The organism is Pseudomonas sp. BIC9C, assembly GCF_034541995.1.
In the GTDB taxonomy this organism is placed as follows: domain Bacteria; phylum Pseudomonadota; class Gammaproteobacteria; order Pseudomonadales; family Pseudomonadaceae; genus Aquipseudomonas; species Aquipseudomonas fluorescens_CC.
The window spans coordinates 1,223,755-1,241,179 of the sequence record NZ_JAWDGM010000001.1; the positions used below are offsets into that span (position 1 = coordinate 1,223,755).

The 17,425-nt window shown below is 59.6% G+C and carries 13 protein-coding genes and 2 pseudogenes; 10 read left to right on the plus strand and 5 right to left on the minus strand.

The window, feature by feature from the left end:
* Positions 1-57: 57 nt before the first annotated feature.
* Both RS887_RS05750 and RS887_RS05755 read left to right on the plus strand, forming a co-directional pair.
* Positions 58-1,005, plus strand: a pseudogene (locus RS887_RS05750) (IS110 family transposase).
* Positions 1,006-1,152: 147 nt separating this feature from the next.
* Complete coding sequence (locus tag RS887_RS05755) at positions 1,153-1,329, plus strand: hypothetical protein (protein ID WP_181456676.1); 177 nt, start codon at positions 1,153-1,155, stop codon at positions 1,327-1,329.
* A 9-nt stretch (positions 1,330-1,338) separates the two neighbouring features.
* Here RS887_RS05755 and RS887_RS05760 read toward each other — a convergent pair whose 3' ends face one another.
* On the minus strand, positions 1,339-2,235 hold the full coding sequence (locus RS887_RS05760; protein ID WP_322614707.1) for a helix-turn-helix domain-containing protein: 897 nt from the start codon (positions 2,233-2,235) through the stop codon (positions 1,339-1,341).
* 190 nt (positions 2,236-2,425) lie between these two features.
* Here RS887_RS05760 and pobA point away from each other — a divergent pair, with 190 nt between their 5' ends.
* Together pobA and RS887_RS05770 are read left to right on the plus strand one after the other, a co-directional pair.
* Positions 2,426-3,610 carry a 4-hydroxybenzoate 3-monooxygenase gene (pobA, locus tag RS887_RS05765; RefSeq protein ID WP_322615262.1) on the plus strand — a complete coding sequence of 395 codons (1,185 nt, stop codon included), beginning with the start codon at positions 2,426-2,428 and terminating at the stop codon, positions 3,608-3,610.
* 78 nt (positions 3,611-3,688) lie between these two features.
* On the plus strand, positions 3,689-5,206 hold the full coding sequence (locus tag RS887_RS05770) for an MDR family MFS transporter (RefSeq protein ID WP_322614708.1): 1,518 nt from the start codon (positions 3,689-3,691) through the stop codon (positions 5,204-5,206).
* 137 nt (positions 5,207-5,343) lie between these two features.
* Here RS887_RS05770 and RS887_RS05775 read toward each other — a convergent pair whose 3' ends face one another.
* From RS887_RS05775 to RS887_RS05790, 4 genes are all read right to left on the minus strand, one after another.
* Positions 5,344-6,192, minus strand: a complete 849-nt coding sequence (locus tag RS887_RS05775) for a cache domain-containing protein (protein WP_322614709.1) — start codon at positions 6,190-6,192, stop codon at positions 5,344-5,346.
* A 250-nt stretch (positions 6,193-6,442) separates the two neighbouring features.
* The gene (locus tag RS887_RS05780) at positions 6,443-7,315 is read right to left on the minus strand and encodes an ATPase (protein ID WP_322614710.1); all 873 of its coding nucleotides are present in this window, start codon (positions 7,313-7,315) and stop codon (positions 6,443-6,445) included.
* Between the two features lie 116 nt (positions 7,316-7,431).
* Positions 7,432-8,424, minus strand: coding sequence for an NAD(P)-dependent oxidoreductase (locus tag RS887_RS05785; RefSeq protein WP_322614711.1), 993 nt, complete (start codon positions 8,422-8,424; stop codon positions 7,432-7,434).
* A gap of 96 nt (positions 8,425-8,520) precedes the next feature.
* A complete protein-coding gene (locus RS887_RS05790; protein WP_322614712.1) occupies positions 8,521-9,420 on the minus strand; it encodes a LysR family transcriptional regulator ArgP in 900 nt (299 codons plus the stop codon).
* A 96-nt stretch (positions 9,421-9,516) separates the two neighbouring features.
* On the opposite strand from RS887_RS05790, the gene RS887_RS05795 reads away from it, so the two are divergent.
* The 6 genes and pseudogenes from RS887_RS05795 (at position 9,517) to RS887_RS05820 (ending at position 17,186) form a co-directional block, all read left to right on the plus strand.
* Positions 9,517-9,918 (plus strand): ACT domain-containing protein, encoded by a 402-nt coding sequence (locus tag RS887_RS05795; protein WP_223503966.1) that lies wholly within the window; start codon positions 9,517-9,519, stop codon positions 9,916-9,918.
* Positions 9,919-9,924: 6 nt separating this feature from the next.
* Positions 9,925-10,527: a LysE/ArgO family amino acid transporter gene (locus tag RS887_RS05800; RefSeq protein ID WP_111279814.1), complete on the plus strand. Its 603-nt coding sequence runs from the start codon at positions 9,925-9,927 to the stop codon at positions 10,525-10,527.
* A gap of 164 nt (positions 10,528-10,691) precedes the next feature.
* Positions 10,692-11,288, plus strand: coding sequence for a superoxide dismutase (locus RS887_RS05805; RefSeq protein WP_007986065.1), 597 nt, complete (start codon positions 10,692-10,694; stop codon positions 11,286-11,288).
* Positions 11,289-11,409: 121 nt separating this feature from the next.
* A pseudogene (locus RS887_RS05810) lies at positions 11,410-12,431 on the plus strand (IS110 family transposase).
* A gap of 1,114 nt (positions 12,432-13,545) precedes the next feature.
* Positions 13,546-15,597, plus strand: a complete 2,052-nt coding sequence (locus tag RS887_RS05815) for a putative bifunctional diguanylate cyclase/phosphodiesterase (RefSeq protein WP_322614713.1) — start codon at positions 13,546-13,548, stop codon at positions 15,595-15,597.
* A 242-nt stretch (positions 15,598-15,839) separates the two neighbouring features.
* Entirely contained in the window at positions 15,840-17,186 is a 1,347-nt protein-coding gene (locus tag RS887_RS05820; RefSeq protein WP_322614714.1) for an imelysin family protein, read from the plus strand.
* The last annotated feature ends 239 nt before the right edge of the window (positions 17,187-17,425 follow it).

The window sequence follows — 17,425 nt, forward strand, 5'->3', positions numbered from 1 at the left end:
CCTGCGCCTCTGGGTGAGCCCTTCAAGTGCTCAAAACCATATCCCGGAGGAAATTTAATGGCAATGCCGGTTTCTGTCTCAAAGCCGATCGCAGGCGTGGATGTCGCCAAGAATGAACTGGTGATTTATCACGCCGAACTTGACCTGCTTGAAACGATTCCCAACAACAAGGCAGCCATCAAGCAGTGGCTGAAGGACTTGCCGAGGACAGTGGCCATCGCCATTGAGTCGACCAATATCTATCACCTGGAGTTCGCCGATCTGGCCTACGAGGCCGGCTGCGTGATTTACATGGTGGGTGGCTATGAGCTGAGCCATTACCGCAAAGGGGTGAATGTCCGCGCCAAAACCGACGCGCTGGATGCCAGGCTGCTCGCTCGCTACCTGAAGAACGAAGGTGACGATCTTCATCCCTGGACCCCGCCATCACCGCTGTACCGTCAGCTCTTGAGCCTTTTTCGCCGCCGGGCGGCTCTGGTTCAGGCACGAGTGGGCCTGGTGCAAAGCTGGGCGAATGAACCGCTGTTGAAGACCGCTTTCGCCGAGCAAGTGAAATCATGCAACAGCTTGAGGCGCTGGTCGAAAAGACGATTAAGGATTATCTGAAAGAAGCCGGTTTGCTCGGTCAGTTGAAGCGCTGTCTGAAAGTTGAAGGCATCGGATTTTTGACCGGAGCCCGCTTGATCGCAGCATTCCAGCGAGGCGATTTCAGAAACGCAGATGCCTTCATCGCCTTTCTGGGAATGGATTTGCGGGTGGCGAAGTCAGGACAAAAAGACGGTCGCCGAAGCTTGACCAAACGAGGTGATCCGGAAGCTCGCCGACTTCTGCACAACGCAGCCATGTCGGCCAGTCGTACACCAGCCTGGAAAGATTTTTACGCGGCACAAAGAGCTCGAGGGTTCAGCACCACTCAGGCACTGGTGATACTGGCTCGCAAAACTTGCTCGGGTCGTATTCGCCTTGCTCAAGGGGCAAAGCGAATACCAGCCAAAAGTCGGTTGAGGGCTTCCCCTCAACCATAGAATCTCCCACAGGGGTCATCGGTGTTCTGAATACCGCGTCAAATGCCAAACCCGTTTGTTGGTAACTCACCGGCGCTGACCTATGCTCAAAGTAATACCGAAAGGTATTCGTTCAGGGGTCAACGCCATGAACATCAAAACAAGAAGATACCTCGCGATCTTCATCACCTGTGCGGTCACACTCGGGCTGTATGGCGCTGCAGCTTGGCGCGTCGAGCAATTGCGCAACCTGCCCCGTGATTACGCGAGCTGCAACTTCGAGCACTGCATTCCCCACAACGCCACCCTCGATGCCCTCCGGTAACGAAGGAGGTCAGGCTTCGTTGTCCTGATCGGCCTTCAAGCGGTCGCGGAACGCCTTGGGCGAAATCCCCACACGACGCCGGAACAGGCGCGTGAAGTTGGTCGGATCGGAAAACCCCAACACGTCGGACATTTCATAAATGGTCATGCTGGTGTAGGTCAGCAAACGCTTGGCCTCCAGCAACTGCCGTTCGTGCACGATCTGCAACGCCGGTTGCCCCGCCAGCTCACGACAAGTGCCGTTGAGGTGGGACACGGAAATCCCCAGCCGGTGTGCCAGGTCCTCGACCTTGACGTGCTGGCGATAGGTCTCTTCCACCAGCTGAATGAAGCCGTTGAGGTATTCCCGGGCCCGCTGCGGTCGCGCCATGGCGGTGCGACGCTGGATCACCTGGCGGCTGATCCACACCACGATCACACTGACCAGCGAATGCATGAGCATTTCCCGCGCCGGTTGGTGGCTGGTGTACTCGTTCTGCAAGGCACTGAACAGGCTGTTGAGGTACTCGGCGTCCTTGCCTGCCGGGTAACTTTCGGCCTGGGCCAGGGCATTGAGCGATTGCCCCAGTTGCATCTGCAAATGGGCGATCAGCGGCGCGGCCAGGGTCACGACAAAGCCTTCCACGTCCTCGGAAAAACGAAAGCCGTGCACCGACAGCGGTGGCAGGATCTGGATTGCCGGTTCCACCAGTTGCGTACGCTGGCCTTCGATTTCAAGCTCTGCCTGACCTTTGAATACGAAGAGCAACTGGCACAAATCGGCGTGGCGGTGGGGTTTGATTTCCCAATGATGTTCGCTACTGCGTTTGGAAATGGTTTCACAGTGCAGCAAGTCCGGGGTCGGCCAATCCAGGCTTTCACCGTAGAGCTTGAACACTGGAATCGAAGGCAGGTCAGGCTTGTTCATCACTTCAATCCAGGCCTCGGAATAGATGACGGGCGATAATCGCACCGATTGGCAGAATGTACAGCTATCGACTCAGTTTTCACCTTCAATTGACAGACCCGCAAGGGAAAAATGCAAGCACTCGATCCATAAAAATCATTCACCGGCCCTGGTCGCGTGAAGCTTGCGAGTCATAAAAACAATGAAAACGCTGAAAACCCAGGTCGCCATCATTGGTGCCGGCCCTTCAGGCTTGTTGCTCGGCCAATTGCTGCACAACGCCGGCATCGACACCCTCATTCTCGAACGTCAGACCCCGGACTATGTACTCGGCCGAATCCGCGCCGGTGTGCTCGAACAAGGCATGGTAGAGCTGTTGCGTCAGGCCGGCGTAAACCAGCGCATGGACGCCGAGGGACTGGTGCACGGCGGCTTCGAACTGGCCCTCGACGGGCGCCGGGTACACATTGATCTGCACGCCCTGACGGGTGGCAAAACCGTGATGATCTACGGCCAGACCGAAGTCACCCGCGACCTGATGGCCGCTCGTCAGGTCGCCGGTGCGCAAACGATTTACCAGGCAGGCAACGTCGAGCTCCACGGCATGAAAACCGATGAAGCGTTCGTTACGTTTGAAAAAGACGGCGACTTGTATCGCCTCGATTGCGACTACATTGCCGGGTGCGATGGTTTCCATGGAGTGGCACGGCAGTCGATTCCGGCCGAGAGCCTGAAAGTGTTCGAACGGATCTATCCGTTTGGCTGGCTGGGGATTCTTGCCGATACGCCGCCGGTCCATGAAGAGCTGGTCTACGCCCGCCACGAGCGTGGTTTTGCGCTGTGCAGTATGCGTTCAGCGACCCGTACCCGGTACTACTTGCAAGTACCCGCCGACGAAAGCGTCGAGAACTGGTCCGACCAACGCTTCTGGGATGAACTCAAATCCCGCCTGCCGCAAGACCTGGCGGACAATCTGGTGACAGGGCCGTCCATCGAAAAAAGCATTGCGCCGCTGCGCAGTTTCGTGGTCGAACCGATGCAATACGGACGCCTGTTCCTGGTCGGCGATGCCGCGCACATCGTCCCGCCCACCGGCGCCAAGGGCCTGAACCTGGCAGCCAGCGATGTAAGTACGCTGTTCAATATCTTGCTCAAGGTTTACCGCGAAGATCGCGTCGATTTGCTGGAGAAGTACTCCGAAATTTGCCTGCGCAGGGTGTGGAAGGCCGAGCGGTTTTCCTGGTGGATGACCTCGATGCTGCACCGCTTCGATGAGCACGATGCCTTCAGCCAGCGCATCGCCGAGTCGGAGCTGGAATATTTCATCGACTCCGAGGCCGGTCGAAAAACCATCGCAGAAAACTACGTCGGACTTCCTTATGAGGCTATCGAATAGCCTGCTACCGACTTACACTGGCGAGCATCCCCGCTCGCCTTGCCTCTTGCGGGTCAATCACTGCCCGCAGGTTTTCCCGTGACCAATCTCCGCCAGCCTGAAACGCCCAAACCCGCCATCCGCAGCGTGCTGATCGCCCTGATGCTGGCAATTTTTCTCGGGGCGCTGGACCAGACCATCGTCGCCGTTTCGATGCCGGCCATTTCCGCGCAGTTCAAGGACGTCAGCCTGCTGGCCTGGGTGATTTCCGGCTACATGGTGGCCATGACCGTGGCGGTGCCGATCTACGGCAAACTGGGCGACCTGTACGGGCGGCGCAAGCTGATGCTGTTCGGCATGGGCCTGTTCACCCTGGCGTCGGTGTTCTGCGGCATGGCACAGAGCATGGAGCAACTGGTACTGGCGCGAATCTTCCAGGGCATCGGGGCCGGCGGGATGATTTCGGTGAGCCAGGCGATCATCGGTGACATCGTGCCGCCACGGGAGCGCGGCCGGTATCAGGGCTATTTCAGCAGCATGTATGCAGTGGCCAGTGTGGCCGGCCCGGTGCTTGGTGGTTACATGACCGAATACCTGTCCTGGCGCTGGGTGTTCCTGATCAATCTGCCGCTGGGCCTGGGCGCCTGGCTGGTGGCTTATCGCACGCTGGTGGGCCTGCCGATTCCGCAACGCAAACCGATCATCGATTACCTGGGCACCGTGCTGATGATCATCGGGCTGACGGCGTTGTTGCTGGGTATCACGCAGGTCGGTCAGGGCCATTCCTGGCGCAGCGCCGAAGTGCTGGCGTTGCTCGCGTGTGCGGTGCTGGTGCTGGGGCTGTTTGTCGTTCACGAGCGGCGGGCACGGGAGCCCTTGCTGCCCATGCACCTGTTCGCCAACCGCAATGCGATCCTGTGCTGGTGCACGATTTTCTTCACCAGTTTCCAGGCCATCTCGCTCATTGTGCTGATGCCATTGCGCTTTCAGAGCGTGACCGGCGCCGGTGCCGACAGCGCCGCCCTGCATCTTTTGCCGCTGGCCATGGGCTTGCCGATTGGCGCGTATTTCGCCGGCCGCCGTACTTCCGTGACCGGACGCTACAAACCGATGATTCTCACCGGTGCTGCGCTGATGCCCATCGCGATACTTGGCATGGCGTTCAGCCCACCGCAGGCATTCGTCGTGAGCAGCCTGTTCATGTTGCTCTGCGGGATTTCCTCCGGCATGCAGTTCCCGACGTCATTGGTCGGCACGCAGAACTCGGTGGACCAGCGGGACATCGGCGTCGCCACCAGCACCACCAACCTCTTCCGTTCGCTGGGTGGTGCCGTGGGTGTGGCGTTGATGTCGGCGCTGCTGTTGGCGTTGTTGCAGGACTCAAGTTTTGCGCACCTGGCCGGCTCGTCGCTGATCGTCGAGGGCAGTTCAGGCAATGTGTTGCTCGACGGTTTGAACGCCGCACCGGGTGACGCGCAGAACGCCTTGCGTGCCGAGTTGTTGTTGACGTTCCGGCACTTGCTGACGGTCAGTGCGGTGGTGTCTTTGCTGGGGCTGGCGGCAGCGATTGCCATGCCGAACATGCTGTTGCGCGGGCGCGAGGACAAGGTTCGGTAGATGGACCTAATCGCCTGTATTCGCGAGCAAGCCCGCTCCCACAGTTGACCGCGTGCTCATGAAGAACTCGGTCTAATGTGGGAGCGGGCTTGCTCCGGGCGGCGTTCCGACGAAGGCGATATGACAGTCACTACAATTCAAGGGCTGTAATACCCGACCGCCACCAGAAAGTGCCCGACCTTCTTCAGGTAGGCATGTTTGTTCTCGACCTTGCCGGTCACCGGGTTTTTCCAGCGGTATTCGTATTCGCCGTCATCCTGCCTGGCCAGCAACGCCAGAATCGGCTCGCCCACCGGTTTGCCTTCCGGGTCCGCGATCTTGCTGAAGTCGGTATTGACCAGCCGCAGATTGGTGCCGTGGGCCACGTAACGCTGGGTATCCGGGTCGACGACAAACACATACAGGTCATCCTGCAGGTAGCCGCCCTTGAGGGAATTGATCGCCGTCAGGGTGCCCTTTTCGTCCTTGGCCAGATCGGTTGCCGCTTTATTCAGCAAGGCCATGGCCTGTTCGGCGGAGGCTCGTGGCAGGTAATAACCGACCGCCAGAATCCGCTGGCCGACGCGCTGGTAGTAGACATGCTTGCGCTCGACCTTGCCGTCATTCCAGTTCTGCCAGCGATATTCCGCCTGCTGAATGCCATTGCCTTCCGGCACTTTCAGGGCGTCCTTGAAGGCTTTCTGCAGGTCCGGCCCGAGCACCTCCGAGACGTCCCGGCCGATCAACGCCGACGACGGTCCGCCGCTGGCAAGCATCACGCCCTTGGTGTCGAGCACAAAGACATAACGGTCCTTGTCGACAAACTCACCCTGGCGGCTGAACGCCGCAAAGGCCTTGTCGCCATTCTGGTGGTAATAAGCCAGGGCTTTTTCCAGCAGGGCGATGGCAGCCTTGCTGTCGTCCTTTTCCTTCCCGGCGGCTTGCACCTGGCCCAGACATGACAAAAACATGCCGCACAGCAAGGCGGACCTATGCAGAAACCCCATTGCGCATCCCTCGTTCCTGGTGGTGTTTCAAGAGCGTAGACGGCAAAGGGGGGATGTATGGATATTCAGGAAAACGCTGAGTGAAGCTTTTGTGGCGAGGGGGCTTGCCCCGTTGCGCTGCGAAGCGGCGCTAAGACCTACGACCGGTTTTGGCCTGACACACCGCGGTTACCTGTTTTGCGACTGCTGCGCAGCCGAACGGGGGCAAGCCCCCTCGCCACAGCAAGCTCCCTCGCCACAAGTGTTCGGATTACTGCCGGGCGCGCAGTTGCTGCTGAAGGTTCTGGATCTGCGCCTGAAGGGTATTGATGTTGCGGGTGACCTGGCTGCGGAACGCATCGAACTCGGCGGTATTGGTCGAGCCCTGCGTGACCGCCGGACGGTTGTCCTGCTCGCTCTTGAGCACGATCATGTCCTGCTCGAGACGCTCGATGGCAGCGCTCGGGTTGCCTTGTTTCTTCAGCGCGGTGATATCGGCGCCCAGGCTCTTCAACTGCGCATCGAGTTTTTCCGAGTCGGACGGGGCACTTTTCAGGGCGGCCAATTCAGCGTTCAAGGCTTTGACCTGGGCCTGCAACTGCGTATTGGCTGTCTGATGTTCGTTGTTCTGAGCAGTCAACTGCGCCACGCGTTTGTCCAGTTCGGTGGATTGCGCGGTCATTTGTGCCAGCCGCTTGTCCAGGTCCGAGGCCTGGCCGGCAACACCTTGCTGCTGGGCATTCTGGTCCTGGAGTTTGCTTTCCAGCTGGCGGATTTGCAGCTTCAAGGCCTCGCTGTCGGTGGTGACACTGGTCTGGCTGGCAACAACCTTGCCGGAAATATCCTGCAGGCGCCCTGCCGCTTCTTCACTGATTCGGGCAAAGCTCTCCTGGGTCGCCACCAGTTGCTGTTCCATCAGGGAAATCTGCTGAAAGCTCCACCAGGCCAGGCCCGCGAACGCAAAGAACAACGCCCCGACCAAGGCCCACAGGGCACCGGTACCCGCCGCCTTGACCTTCACCACCGGCGCCGTGCGCGCTTGCACGGCTGTGCGGGCAGTGGGCGGAAAATCGTCATCGAGAACGTCTGCACGCAGGCTCGGTACATCATCGAAGTCGTCGTTGGCATCGTTACGCATGGACATTGGGTCAACCTTAGTGGATCACATAATGGCTTTATGCCGCGCAGTATAAACCCCACAGCCGCAACCATTGACCCTGAAGCCCGTATCCGGTTCATTCAGGGGTCTTTGTTCGAACGTCAGCGAACAGCCTGAGCCTTCCACCAGCCACAGAACTCATCGAGCGCCGTCCAGAGGCTGACCTTGGGATCGTAATCCAGATAATGCCGGGCGCGGCCGATGTCCAGGGTGAAATTTTTGTTCATGACCTGCATGCCCAGACGCGACAGCGTCGGTTCGGGACGCCCCGGCCACAATTTGCACACACCCTCGTTGAGCGCCGCCACACTATAGGCCAGGCCGTAGGAACGGTAGCGGGTGACCTGTGGGACTTCCATGTTGCGCATGACGTAATTGACCACATCCCACAACGGAACCGGCGTGCCATTGCTGATGTTGTAAACCTTGCCCAGTGCGGAACCGCTGGCCAGCAAACTGCTGAGCAACGCCTCGTTGAGGTTTTGCACACTGGTGAAATCGACTTTGTTCAGACCGTTGCCGATGATCGCCAGGCGCCCCTTGCGCTGCATGTTCAACAGGCGCGGGAAGATGCTCATGTCGCCGGCCCCGGTGACGAAACGCGGGCGCAGGGCCAGGGTTTCCAGGCCGAACTCCTGGGCACCGAAGACTTTTTGCTCGGCCAGGTACTTGGTGGCGGCGTAAGGGTGTTTGAAGCGCTTGGGCACCTGCTCTTCGGTCAGGCCCAGGTGATCGCGACCATCGAAGTAGATCGATGGCGACGACAGATGCACCAGCCGCCGAACCTTTTGTTTCAGGCAGGCTTCGACCACGTTCTCGGTGACCTGGACGTTGCCCTGATGGAAGTCCTGATAACGCCCCCATAACCCGACGGCACCGGCGCAATGCACCACGGCCTCGACGTCCGAACACAGTTCGCGCGCCAGTTCCGGGTCGCTCAAATCGCCCTGGATGAACTCGGCTCCCCGGCGTACCAAATGCTCCACACTCTCGGCCCGGCGACCGTTGACCCGCACGTCCAGGCCCTGTTCCAGGGCAAAACGCGCAAAGCGCCCGCCGATGAAGCCGCTTGCGCCGGTAACCAGAATCTTCATGAATTGCTCCTACAGATGCAGCTACAAGCTCAAAACTACGAGCTGCAAGTTAAATCGAGTGCGCAAGCGCTTCACTTGCGGCTTGCAGCTTGACGCTTACGGCTGCTCCAAGGGCACCAGCCATTGCTTCGACGCACGGACCAATTGATCGGTGAGTAAACCCAGCAACTGGCCGCCATTACGCCAATGATGCCAGTACAGCGGCACATCGATTGGCTTATCTGGCAGCAGCTCCTGCAATACGCCCCTTTCCAGTTGCTCGCGTACCTGCAGTTCCGGAACCAGCCCCCAGCCCAGCCCGGCTTCCGTCAGACGGATAAAGCCTTCCGACGACGGGCATAAATGGTGTTCAAAACCACCCTCGACGCCCAGGGACGCCAGATAACGATGCTGCAGGAAATCGTCCGGGCCAAACACCAGCGCCGGGCTTCGGGCCAACTGATCGGCGCGTACACCTTGCGGAAAATGCCGGGCAATAAAGGCGGGGCTGGCCAGCGCACGGTAACGCATCGCCCCCAGCAGCACGCTGCGCGCACCCGCCACCGGACGTTCGCTGGCGCAGACACAGGCCGCCACTTCACCGGCGCGCATGCGCTTGAGGCCCACGGTCTGGTCTTCGACCACCAGGTCCATCAACAGATGCTGTTCCGCGCAAAAAGCCCCCACGGCTTGCGCCCACCAAGTGGCCAGGCTGTCGGCATTCAGGGCGATCCGCAGGCGTTCCGGCAGGCCCTCTTCATCCAGCGCCGGCACCAGGCTTTGCAAATCCCGTTCAAGCAATCGCACCTGCTGCACGTGGTTGAGCAACCGTCGACCGATTTCCGTCGGCGTTGGCGGCGTGGCCCGCACCAGCACCGGTTGGCCAACCCGTGCTTCCAGCAGCTTGATGCGCTGGGAAATCGCCGATTGCGACAGGCCCAGCACCTGGGCCGCCCGTTCAAAACCGGCCTGTTCGACCACGGCGGCCAGGGCGGAAAGCAATTTATAGTCGAACATCAGTTTTCCTAATGAGCGATCAGCATGATTTGTTTTTCTTATACAGCCTTCCCAAGGACAATGACCAGCAAGAACTCTTGAACAAGGATCCCCCACATGGCTGGCGAAACTTCACTGGCAACGCTGCTGCGCAGCATGAGCCCGCAACTCAACGCTGGCGAATACGTGTTCTGCACCCTGCGCGACGGCAAATTGCCTGCGGATCTGGAGATTGTCGGCAGCTTCCGCGAGCAGGAAGGCCTGACCGTGATTCTCGAACGTTCCCACGCCGAAAAAGCCGGATTCAGCTTCGACTACATCGCCGCCTGGATCACCCTGAACGTGCATTCGGCCCTCGAAGCGGTCGGCCTGACCGCCGCATTCGCCACGGCATTGGGCAAGGCCGGCATCAGCTGCAACGTGATTGCCGGCTACTACCACGACCATTTGTTTGTCGGCCAGGCCGACGCCGACCGTGCCCTGCAAGTGCTGCGGGATCTGGCAGCCAACGCGGAGTAAGAAATCATGTGGCAAAGTTATGTGAACGGGCTGCTCGTGGCCTTCGGCCTGATCATGGCGATCGGCACCCAGAATGCGTTTGTCCTGGCGCAAAGCCTGCGGCGTGAACATCACCTGCCGGTGGCGGCACTCTGCGTGGCCTGCGATGCGCTATTGGTGGCGGCCGGGGTATTCGGCCTGGCGACAGTACTGGCACAAAATCCGACATTGTTGGCGATTGCCCGCTGGGGCGGCGCAGCGTTTCTGTTGTGGTACGGCAGCCAGGCACTGCGCCGGGCCTTTTCGAAACAGAGCCTTGAGCAGGGCGAGAGCCAGACCGTACGCTCGCTGCGGGCGGTCATGCTCAGTGCGCTGGCGGTGACGTTGCTCAACCCGCACGTCTATCTGGACACGGTTTTGCTGATCGGCTCCCTCGGCGCACAACAAACCGAGCCGGGCGCTTATGTCGTAGGTGCGGCCAGTGCCTCGCTGCTGTGGTTCTTCACCCTGGCGCTCGGTGCCGCATGGCTGGCACCGTGGCTCGCCCGCCCCAGCACCTGGCGAATTCTCGATCTGTTGGTGGCGGTGATGATGTTTGCCGTAGCGCTGCAGTTGATCGCGGCCATCTGATTCGCAGAACCTCTATTCCACACAGTTGTTGCGTGGTTATGCCGCCCCCCCGGTGCTATGATCCGACTCCCTGCGCCGCAAAGAGTACAAACTCCCCGGCGCTTGTCTGGCCGCCCGTGATCGGCCTTGCGCTCACCGCAACTGACCTGATTAGGAGAATCATCATGGCTTTCGAATTGCCGCCGCTGCCTTACGCACACGATGCCCTGCAGCCGCACATTTCCAAGGAAACCCTGGAATACCACCACGACAAGCACCACAACACCTACGTCGTGAACCTGAACAACCTGGTGCCAGGCACCGAGTTCGAAGGCAAGACCCTGGAAGAAATCGTCAAGACTTCCTCGGGCGGTATCTTCAACAACGCCGCTCAGGTCTGGAACCACACTTTCTACTGGAACTGCCTGGCGCCAAACGCTGGCGGTCAACCAACCGGCGCACTGGCCGAAGCCATCAACGCGGCTTTCGGTTCGTTCGACAAGTTCAAGGAAGAGTTCAGCAAGACTTCCATCGGCACCTTCGGTTCCGGTTGGGGCTGGCTGGTGAAGAAGGCTGACGGTTCCCTGGCCCTGGCCAGCACCATCGGCGCCGGCAACCCGCTGACCAACGGCGACACCCCGCTGCTGACCTGCGACGTCTGGGAACACGCTTACTACATCGACTACCGCAACCTGCGTCCGAAGTACGTCGAAGCGTTCTGGAACCTGGTCAACTGGAAGTTCGTGGCTGAGCAGTTCGAAGGCAAAACCTTCACCGCTTAAGCTCGTCGCCAGTCAAAAAAGCCCGGCTTATGCCGGGTTTAATGAGATGGTCAGCCTGACCGATAAGCCCTGCAGGTTTACGCTTGCAGGGCTTTTCTCGTTTTCGGCCGGAGGATCTCTCATGAATGCGATGACGCTTCTCGGTATCGACATCGGCAAACACAGTTTCCACCTGCATGGCCAGGACACCCGAGGTCATCAGGTTTTGCGCAAGAAGATGAGCCGTGGCCAGTTGCTCGGAAGCTTGGCGCAACTCCCCATCTGCACGGTGGTGATGGAGTCTTGTGGTGGTGCCCACTGGTTGGCTCGGGAGATCGGCGCACTCGGTCACGAGGTGAAGTTGATCGCTCCGCAGTACGTCAAACCGTTCGTTAAAGGCAACAAAAACGACTTCATTGATGCAGAAGCGATCTGTGAGGCGGCGAGCCGCCCCACGATGCGCTTCTGCCCGATCAAAACGGCAGAACAGCAAACGCTTTCGGCCCTGCACCGTGTTCGAGGCTCGCTGATTGAGCATCGGACGGCGGCGACCAACCAGATTCATGGGTTTCTACTGGAGTTCGGGATTAGCCTGCCCATCGGTGTCACGGCCTTACACCGCGTACCGGCGCTACTGGACGACCCTCGGCACCCGGTTCCATTGCGTCTCAAGGGCCTGCTGATGCGCCTCTATTATCAGATTCAACAGCTCACTGATGAGATCAAGGACATCGAGTCCGACCTGAAACAACAGTTGAAGGAAGACGATGCCGGACAACGCTTGCAGAGTATTCCTGGCATTGGCCCGATCACCGCCAGCGCGGTATTGGCCGACGTGGGGATGTCTCGCGCTACCGCAGCGGACGCGATTTCGCGGCTTCGTTAGGGCTGGTCCCGAGGCAATACTCGACGGGCGGAAAGACGGTGCTGCTGGGGATCAGCAAGCGTGGGGACAAGCACATACGTCAGCTCTTGGTGCAGGGTGCGCGGGCCATCATGCGTCATATCGATAAACGGGAAGATGCCCTTGGGCCTTGGGTTCAAGAGCTGCTGAGGCGCCGACACTCCAACATCGTGGCCTGCGCCTTGGCGAACAAACTGGCGCGAATCGTGTGGGCGGTACTGGCCAAAGGCGGCCAGTACGACCCACATCCGAACGCTTGAACGTACAGCGTTACCACCGGCTTTTGCGACGTCACTGACTGATGACAGTAAACGGCAAACGGCCCGACTGAGAACCTGGCATAAAAATCAGCTAGAGAGGCTGAGGGTTTTTCAGGACAGTCGGGAGCGGCTACTCATCGAGGGCCGAGCGTTGTTCCAGCAACGCTCACCATGAGCCCGGATACATTAGCGCAAGCCAGCTTTACCGGAAACAGCCCATGAGGTTGCAGGAGATGGGCTGACCATACATTTTTATGGAAGGATACAAGCAACGGGACGGTGGCGATCGTTGCGCCGCCTTCGCGAGCAAGCTCGCTCCCACAGGTCACCACCGAGCCAGTGGGAGCCGGCTTGCTCGCGATGGTCGTCAACGATGACGCGGGCTGTCTGAATCCCCGCGGTGTCCCGGCGTTTTTCGCGAGCAGGCTCGCTCCTACAGAAGAGCAGAGCAAAGGCAGATCAGCGTACCCCCACGCTCTTCACCACTCAACAGGCCGAGCGTTAGCTCGCCTGCCGCTCTTGATCTTGATCCACCCGCCCCCTCGGCAGGCTGAGTGGAGGCGTTCATCCGGGGATGGGCGCGCAGCGCCGTTCGACGCAGTCGAACTCATCGCATGTAGGTGCCAGCGAAGCCAACCGGAGGGCGATGCCCCCGGATTAATGCCGGAGCGAAGGAACCCCGAGCCCTGGCGAGGGGCCGGACGTTCGGGGCGAGCGCTTTTGGTTACTTTTAACTGGGCCGGCATTCCGGGCGCTAGTTAAAAGTGACTCGCCGTAAGGGCGAAACCGCCAGCTGCCGTTACCGCAGCAATGGATATGTACCCCCCAAACCCGCACGAAGCCAATTTCCCAAGATGAAACCAGCCTCCAGCCCCTTGCTCCACCGCCACTGCCGACTAACATCAAACAAAAGGAAAATATCTCCACCCCGCCCCTCAAGTTGAAGGACTCGACAACCGACACAGTGCTAACAGGCTAACTCGTCAGGACAACTGCAAATCGGCCAAGCTGCAGGCAAAATCCCCCAAGGATGATTGTCCCTTTGACTGCCATCACGGGATTGCCAATACTCATGGCAACTTGATGCTACCCGCACGGAACAAGGAATAACCCTTTGAAGCTGGAACTCAAGAACAGCTTGTCGGTGAAGTTGCTTCGGGTCGTACTCCTGTCGGCATTGATCGTAGGCGTGATCTTGAGCTGCGCGCAGATCGTGTTCGATGCCTATAAAACACGCCAGGCCGTCGCCAGCGATGCCGAGCGCATCCTCGACATGTTTCGTGACCCCTCGACCCAGGCCGTCTACAGCCTGGACCGGGAAATGGGCATGCAGGTGATCGAAGGCCTGTTTCAGGACGCCGCCGTGCGCCAGGCTTCCATCGGCCATCCCAACGAAGCCATGCTCGCGCAAAAAACCCGCGAGTTGCAGTACTCCCACAGTCGCTGGCTGACCGACCTGATTCTTGGCAAGGAACGCACCTTCACCACCCAACTGGTCGGTCGCGGGCCTTACAGCGAGTATTACGGTGACCTGAGCATCACCCTCGATACCGCCACCTATGGTCAGGGGTTCATTATCAGCTCGGTGATCATCTTCATCTCCGGCGTACTGCGCGCGCTCGCCATGGGGCTGGTGTTGTATCTGGTCTATCACTGGCTGCTGACCAAGCCGCTGTCACGGATCATCGAGCACCTCACGGAAATCAATCCGGATCGTCCCAGCGAACACAAGATTCCGCTGCTCAAGGGTCACGAGAAAAACGAACTGGGCATCTGGATCAACACTGCCAACCAGTTGCTCGAATCCATCGAACGCAATACCCATCTGCGCCACGAAGCAGAAAACAGCCTGTTGCGCATGTCCCAATATGATTTCCTGACGGGTCTGCCGAACCGCCAGCAGTTGCAGCAACAACTGGACAAGATCCTCATCGACGCCGGCAGGCTACAGCGCCGGGTCGCGGTGTTGTGTGTCGGCCTCGATGACTTCAAGGGCATCAACGAGCAGTTCAGCTACCAGACCGGCGACCAGCTGCTGCTGGCCCTGGCCGATCGCCTGCGCGGTCATAGCGGTCGCCTGGGCGCCCTCGCCCGCCTCGGTGGCGACCAGTTCGCCCTGGTCCAGGCCGATATCGAGCAACCCTACGAAGCCGCCGAACTGGCGCAAAGCATTCTCGATGATCTGGAAGCGGCGTTCGCCCTCGATCATCAGGAGATCCGCCTGCGCGCCACCATCGGCATCACCCTGTTCCCCGAGGACGGCAACAGCACCGAGAAGTTGCTGCAAAAGGCCGAGCAGACCATGACGCTGGCCAAGACCCGCTCGCGCAACCGATATCAGTTCTATATCGCCAGCGTCGACACCGAAATGCGCCGCCGCCGCGAACTGGAAAAAGACCTGCGCGATGCGCTGATCCGCAATCAGTTCTACCTCGTCTACCAGCCGCAGATCAGCTACCGCGACAACCGCGTGGTGGGCGTCGAAGCCCTGATTCGCTGGCAACATCCCGAGCACGGCATGGTGCCGCCAGACCTGTTCATCCCGCTGGCCGAACAGAACGGCACCATCATCGCCATCGGCGAATGGGTGCTGGACCAGGCCTGCAAACAATTACGCGAATGGCATGACCAGGGCTTCAGCGACTTGCGCATGGCGGTCAACCTGTCCACGGTTCAATTGCACCACACCGAACTGCCCCGGGTGGTCAACAACCTGCTGCAGATGTACCGCCTGCCGCCACGCAGCCTGGAGCTGGAAGTCACCGAAACCGGCCTGATGGAAGACATCAGCACGGCGGCCCAGCACCTGCTCAGCTTGCGTCGCTCCGGCGCGCTGATCGCGATCGATGACTTCGGAACCGGCTATTCATCCTTGAGCTATCTGAAAAGCCTGCCGCTGGACAAGATCAAGATCGACAAGAGCTTCGTTCAGGACCTGCTCGATGACGATGACGATGCGACCATCGTTCGCGCCATCATCCAGCTGGGCAAGAGCCTGGGCATGCAGGTGATTGCCGAAGGCGTGGAAACCGCCGAGCAAGAGGCCTACATCATTTCCGAAGGCTGCCACGAAGGTCAGGGCTATCACTACAGCAAGCCGTTGCCGGCACGGGAGCTGGGCGTTTACCTGAAGCAGGCCCAACGCACTAATGCCGCTATTTTGTAACCCCTGTAGGAGCGAGCCTGCTCGCGATGGTCGTGAACGATAACGCGCTCATTCTGGATGAGCGCGTTGTTCTCAGGTTCATCGCGAGCAGGCTCGCTCCTACAGGGTTGCGATCCTCGCTTTGTGAATAAGAAATATTTCCAGGTACAACCCTTTACACATAATGCGAAAGATTTGCATTATGTCGCAGTTTTGCGTGCGCATAGCACGACTCCACTCTCTATCGAAGCAGGATGTTCGCCATGATTCGTATGCCTCTGGCTACCGCCAGTCTGTTGGCCATCGCTATTGCCCTCGCCGGTTGCGGCGAAGGTAAAGACAAAGAAAAAGCTGCCGCGCCTGCGCCAGCTGCCAGCACTGCGGCTGCTCCGGCCGCTGCGCCTGCCACTGCCGGTAAAGTCGACGAAGCCGCCGCCAAAGCCGTTGTCGCTCACTACGCCGACATGGTTTTCGCCGTTTACAGCGATGCCGAATCCACCGCGAAGACCCTGCAAACCGCCGTCGACGCCTTCCTCGCCAAGCCGAACGACGACACCCTGAAAGCCGCCAAGGCTGCCTGGGTTGCCGCTCGCGTGCCTTACCTGCAGAGCGAAGTGTTCCGCTTCGGCAACACCATCATTGACGACTGGGAAGGCCAGTTGAACTCCTGGCCGCTGGACGAAGGCCTGATCGACTACGTCGACAAATCCTACGAACACGCTCTGGGCAACCCGGGTGCCACCGCCAACATCATCGCCAACACTGAAGTGCAGATCGGCGAAGACAAGGTCGATGTCAAAGACATCACCCCGGAAAAACTCGCCAGCCTGAACGAGCTGGGCGGTTCCGAGGCCAACGTCGCCACCGGCTACCACGCCATCGAATTCCTGCTCTGGGGCCAGGACCTGAACGGCACCGGCCCAGGCGCCGGCAACCGTCCGGCCTCGGACTACCTGGAAGGCAAAGGCGCTACCGGCGGCCACAACGACCGTCGTCGTGCCTACCTGAAGTCCGTGACCCAACTGCTGGTCAGCGACCTGGAAGAAATGGTCGGTAACTGGAAGCCGAACGTGGCCGACAACTACCGCGCCACCCTGGAAGCGGAACCGGCCGAGTCCGGCCTGCGCAAAATGCTGTTCGGCATGGGCAGCCTGTCCCTGGGCGAACTGGCGGGCGAGCGCATGAAGGTTTCCCTGGAAGCCAACTCCCCGGAAGACGAACAGGATTGCTTCAGCGACAACACCCACAACTCGCACTTCTACGATGCCAAGGGCATTCGTAACGTGTACCTGGGTGAATACACTCGCGTCGACGGCACCAAAATGACCGGCGCCAGCCTGTCGTCCCTGGTGGCCAAAGCCGACCCGGCTGCCGACACCGCGCTGAAAGACGACCTGGCCGCCACCGAAGCCAAGATCCAGATCATGGTCGACCACGCCAACAAGGGTGAGCACTACGACCAGTTGATCGCTGCGGGCAATACCGCGGGCAACCAGATCGTCCGTGACGCCATCGCGTCGCTGGTCAAGCAGACCGGTTCGATCGAAGCCGCCGCCGGCAAACTGGGGATCAACGACCTGAACCCGGACAACGCTGATCACGAATTCTGATCAACGCTGGCTGAATGAAAAAGGCGACCTTCGGGTCGCCTTTTTTGCATCTGCTACACGCAGACCAATGTGGGAGCGAGCCTGCTCGCGAAAACGGTGGGTCAGACACCACTGATACCAGCTGTTATGGCCTCTTCGCGAGCAGGCTCGCTCCCACAGGGTTCTGTGTTGCCCATCACTTCAAATTACTGCCCCACATCAAGCAAACGATAATTCCTCTTATTCAAATTCCCATCCCC

Coding starts and splice junctions, on each gene's coding strand:
- RS887_RS05755 (WP_181456676.1), top strand. CDS start 1,153: ATGAACATCAAAACAAGAAGATACCTCGCGATCTTCATCACCTGTGCG.
- RS887_RS05760 (WP_322614707.1), bottom strand. CDS start 2,235: ATGAACAAGCCTGACCTGCCTTCGATTCCAGTGTTCAAGCTCTACGGT.
- RS887_RS05775 (WP_322614709.1), bottom strand. CDS start 6,192: ATGGGGTTTCTGCATAGGTCCGCCTTGCTGTGCGGCATGTTTTTGTCA.
- RS887_RS05780 (WP_322614710.1), bottom strand. CDS start 7,315: ATGTCCATGCGTAACGATGCCAACGACGACTTCGATGATGTACCGAGC.
- RS887_RS05785 (WP_322614711.1), bottom strand. CDS start 8,424: ATGAAGATTCTGGTTACCGGCGCAAGCGGCTTCATCGGCGGGCGCTTT.
- RS887_RS05790 (WP_322614712.1), bottom strand. CDS start 9,420: ATGTTCGACTATAAATTGCTTTCCGCCCTGGCCGCCGTGGTCGAACAG.
- RS887_RS05795 (WP_223503966.1), top strand. CDS start 9,517: ATGGCTGGCGAAACTTCACTGGCAACGCTGCTGCGCAGCATGAGCCCG.
- RS887_RS05800 (WP_111279814.1), top strand. CDS start 9,925: ATGTGGCAAAGTTATGTGAACGGGCTGCTCGTGGCCTTCGGCCTGATC.
- RS887_RS05805 (WP_007986065.1), top strand. CDS start 10,692: ATGGCTTTCGAATTGCCGCCGCTGCCTTACGCACACGATGCCCTGCAG.
- RS887_RS05820 (WP_322614714.1), top strand. CDS start 15,840: ATGATTCGTATGCCTCTGGCTACCGCCAGTCTGTTGGCCATCGCTATT.